The organism is Aromatoleum evansii (genome assembly GCF_012910805.1).
In the GTDB taxonomy this organism is placed as follows: Bacteria; Pseudomonadota; Gammaproteobacteria; order Burkholderiales; family Rhodocyclaceae; genus Aromatoleum; species Aromatoleum evansii.
In genome coordinates this window covers 1-3,461 of sequence record NZ_WTVK01000131.1, presented here as the reverse complement: position 1 = coordinate 3,461, position 3,461 = coordinate 1, and the positions used below count along the sequence as shown (strand labels likewise).

General features: G+C 69.6%; 3 protein-coding genes. 2 read left to right on the top strand and 1 reads right to left on the bottom strand.

The annotated features are described in order from the left end of the window. Positions 1 to 316: 316 nt before the first annotated feature. Positions 317 to 1,213, top strand: a complete 897-nt coding sequence (locus tag GO615_RS27320; RefSeq protein ID WP_169132997.1) for a TetR/AcrR family transcriptional regulator — start codon at positions 317 to 319, stop codon at positions 1,211 to 1,213. A gap of 84 nt (positions 1,214 to 1,297) precedes the next feature. After that, a complete protein-coding gene (locus GO615_RS27315) occupies positions 1,298 to 1,945 on the top strand; it encodes a phosphoribosyltransferase (protein WP_169132996.1) in 648 nt (215 codons plus the stop codon). A 24-nt stretch (positions 1,946 to 1,969) separates the two neighbouring features. Here GO615_RS27315 and GO615_RS27310 read toward each other — a convergent pair. Next, positions 1,970 to 3,461 (bottom strand): cation-translocating P-type ATPase (locus GO615_RS27310; protein WP_169132995.1); only part of this gene is annotated, 1,492 nt, incomplete at its 5' end.

The following is a 3,461-nucleotide window of genomic DNA, read 5'->3' as shown; positions in this document are numbered from 1 at the left end:
CGCCGGCACGGGGCGCGGCGGCAGGGGCGGTGGTCATTGCGTGTTGTCTCCGTCTTTTGGCCGTCCCCAAGCGGGTGCGGCAGATGGCGGTCTCTGTGGCCGCTCTCGAGTCTTGCTCCCGCAGGCGCAGGTCCTGACGGTGCCCGATCAAGCTACAGATATCACACCGACTTGTCAAACACTTGTTCAAGTAGTCTAATCAGCACTGGGGATTACGCAAAGCCGCCGCCCGCACTATGCGCTCCGCCGCGCGACATGCAACCCGACTCCCTGCACGCTATGATTTCGACCGACAACCGCTTCCAGCCACGCCCCGATGACGTCCGCTTCAGCCGCCGCCCACGATGATTCGACTCTTTCCTCGACCGAGGCGGAGATCCTGCGGCTGTCGCGCGTTGAACCCGAACTCGGGCAGGCCGCCGTCGCGGAACGCCTGCGCCGCACCGGCCTGACGATCTCCGCGTCCGGCGTGCGCTACATCTGGCAGAAGCACGGCCTGGAAACCACTGCCAAGCGCCTGCAGGCGCTCGTCGACACCACCCCCGCAGGCCTCGCCGCGCTCACCGACAGCCAGCGCGAGCTCCTCGAACGCGGCACGCTCAGCGCGCAGCTCGCCAGCTCCGCCGGCGACGGTTCGGGCGACAAGGACGAGCCGCTCGATCGCCGCCAGATCATCCTCAACGCCGCGGCCGAACTCTTCTCCGATCAGGGCTACGACCGCAGCTCGATCCGCGACATCGCGCGCAAGGTCGGCCTGCTGCCCGGCTCGGTCTACCACCACTTCGCGTCCAAGGACGAGCTCTACCTTGCCGTGCACCGCGAAGGCTTCCAGCGCGTGATGAGCACGATCACAAGGGAGATCGCAGCGCTTTCCGATCCCTGGGATCGCCTGCGCCGCGCCTGCGAGGTGCACGTCGCGCAGATGATCGAAGGCCCGGCGGTCGAACGCATCACCGGGCACAACCTCGCGCTCGTCGGCAACCAGGAGCTCCTCGCCAAGATCCAGCCCGCGCGCGAAGCCTACGAGCAACTGTTCCGCGACCTGGTCAACGCCCTGCCCGTCGCCGCCGGCACCGACCGCTCGCTGCTGCGACTGTTCCTGCTCGGCGGCATGAACTGGGTGTACCTGTGGTACCGCGAAGGCCGCCGCACCCCGCAGCAGATCGCCGATGAGATGGTCGAGATGGTCCGCCGCGGCGTCGAGCCGTCCTGAACGTCAACTCGCGGGGCAGAAACCCCGTTTCCTTGCCTTTCCGCCGCGATCCTCCATAAATGAAATGGATGATCGGAGACGGCCATGTTCAAGGACAGGGAAGACGCCGCGCGCCAACTCGCGGCCAGGCTCAAGGGGCGTCCGCTGAAGGATCCGCTCGTGCTGGCGATTCCGCGCGGTGGCGTCGTCACCGGCGCCGTGCTCGCGCGCGAACTCGGCGCGGAGCTGGACGTGGTGCTCGCCCGCAAGCTGCGCGCCCGCTACGACCCCGAACTCGCGGTGGGCGCGATCGGCGAGGACGGCGAGGAGTACCTCGCCGACTATGCGCGCTCGGTCGTCGGAGTCGATGACGATTACCTCGAGCGCGAACGCGCACACCAGATCGCCGAGATCGACCGCCGCAAGGAACGCTTCCGCGCCGTGCGCCCCGCAGCGGAAATCGCAGGCCGCTCGGTCATCGTCACCGACGACGGCGTGGCGACCGGCGCGACCATGCTCGCGGCCCTGCACGTGATCCGCGCGAAGCAACCGCACGAGCTGATCGTCGCCGTCCCGGTGGCCCCGCCCGACACGCTGGACACCCTCGCCCGCCACTGCGACGACGTCGAATGCGTGCTCAAGCCGACGTGGCTGGGCGGGATCAGCGGCTTCTACGGCGACTTCACGCAGGTCGAGGACGAGGAGGCCCTGCGCCTGCTACGCGATTACCACCGCCCTGCGCCCCACCCGTAGCCGCATCCGCCGATCGCGTCGCCGCTACCGGGGCGCCCGACGCCGCAGCCACGCCTTGCGGCCCTCCTCCAGCGCCACCATCGCGAGCGCCAGCGGCAGCATCCATAGCCAGGTCCCTGCATCCAGCGGCGCGGTGCCGAAGATGGCGTTGCCGACGGGCAGGTAGACGATCGCCGCGATCAGCACCAGCTCGAACCCCAACCCCCACAGCAGCAGCCGATTCGCCCCCAGCCCCGGGGGCCAAGCCGCCCGCCGCGCATCGCGGCACAGGAACAGGTTCGCGACCTGCATCACGACGATCGTCGCGAGGCAGGCCGTCGTCGCCTCCAGATACAGGGGATCCAGCCGTCCCAGCCCCTCGCCGCGCACCCAGCCGCCCGCCGTAAGCACGCCGAAGAACACGGCGAGCGACGCCGCCGACTCCAGCACGCCGAGGAACAGGTAGGCCCGCGCAATCAACGCTCCGTCCACCAGACGCGCACTGCGCGGGCGCGGCGGGCGCTGCATCAGCCCCGGCGACGGCGGTTCGGCGCCGAGCGCGAGCGCCGGCAGCATGTCGGTGCCGAGGTCGACCGCCAGGATCTGGATCACCGTCAGCGGCAGGGGCACGCGCAGCAACACGAACACCAGGCACGGGACCAGTTCGGGAATGTTGGACGTCAGGATGTAAGTAAGGAACTTGCGCAGGTTATCAAACACCGCACGCCCTTCCTCGATCGCGCTGACGATGGTCGCGAAGTGGTCGTCCAGCAGCACCATGTCCGCCGCCTCCTTCGCCACATCGGTGCCGCCGCGCCCCATTGCGATGCCGATGTCCGCCGCCCGCAGCGCCGGCGCATCATTCACGCCGTCGCCCGTCACCGCGACCACGTCTCCGCGCCGTTGCAGGGCCTGCACGACGCGCAGCTTGTGCTCCGCCGTGACACGCGCGCAGATCACCTCGGGACTGTCGAGCGCCAGCGCGAGCTGCGCCGCATTCATGCGCGCGACGTCCTCGCCGCGCAAAACCCGTGGCGCCTCTCCGGTGAGACCGATCTCGCGCCCGATCGCGACGGCCGTTGCGGGGTAATCCCCGGTCACCATGATCACGCGGATGCCCGCCTCGCGGCAGCGGGCCACCGCCTCGCGCACGTCCGGCCGCGGCGGATCCTCGATGCCGGCGAGGCCTTCAAGGATCAGGTCCCGCTCGGCCTCGTCTTTGGCCCTATCGTCGGCGACCGTCTCACCGATATCGAGCCGGCGCCGCGCCAGCGCGATCACCCGCAGGCCGCGTCGCGCCATCGCATCGAGCGCGCTGCGCACGGCGTCCGCGTCCACCGCAACGGTCCCGCCATCGGATGCGCGCTGCAGCACGCAGCGCGGCACGACGACCTCCGGCGCCCCCTTGCACAGCAACCAGACCTCGCCATCACCCTCCACGGCCACCGACATGCGGTTGCGCCCCGTCTCGAACGGCAGTTCGCCCACCCGCCTGCCCGACTCCCGCACACCCCATGCCGTGTCTCTTATACCCATC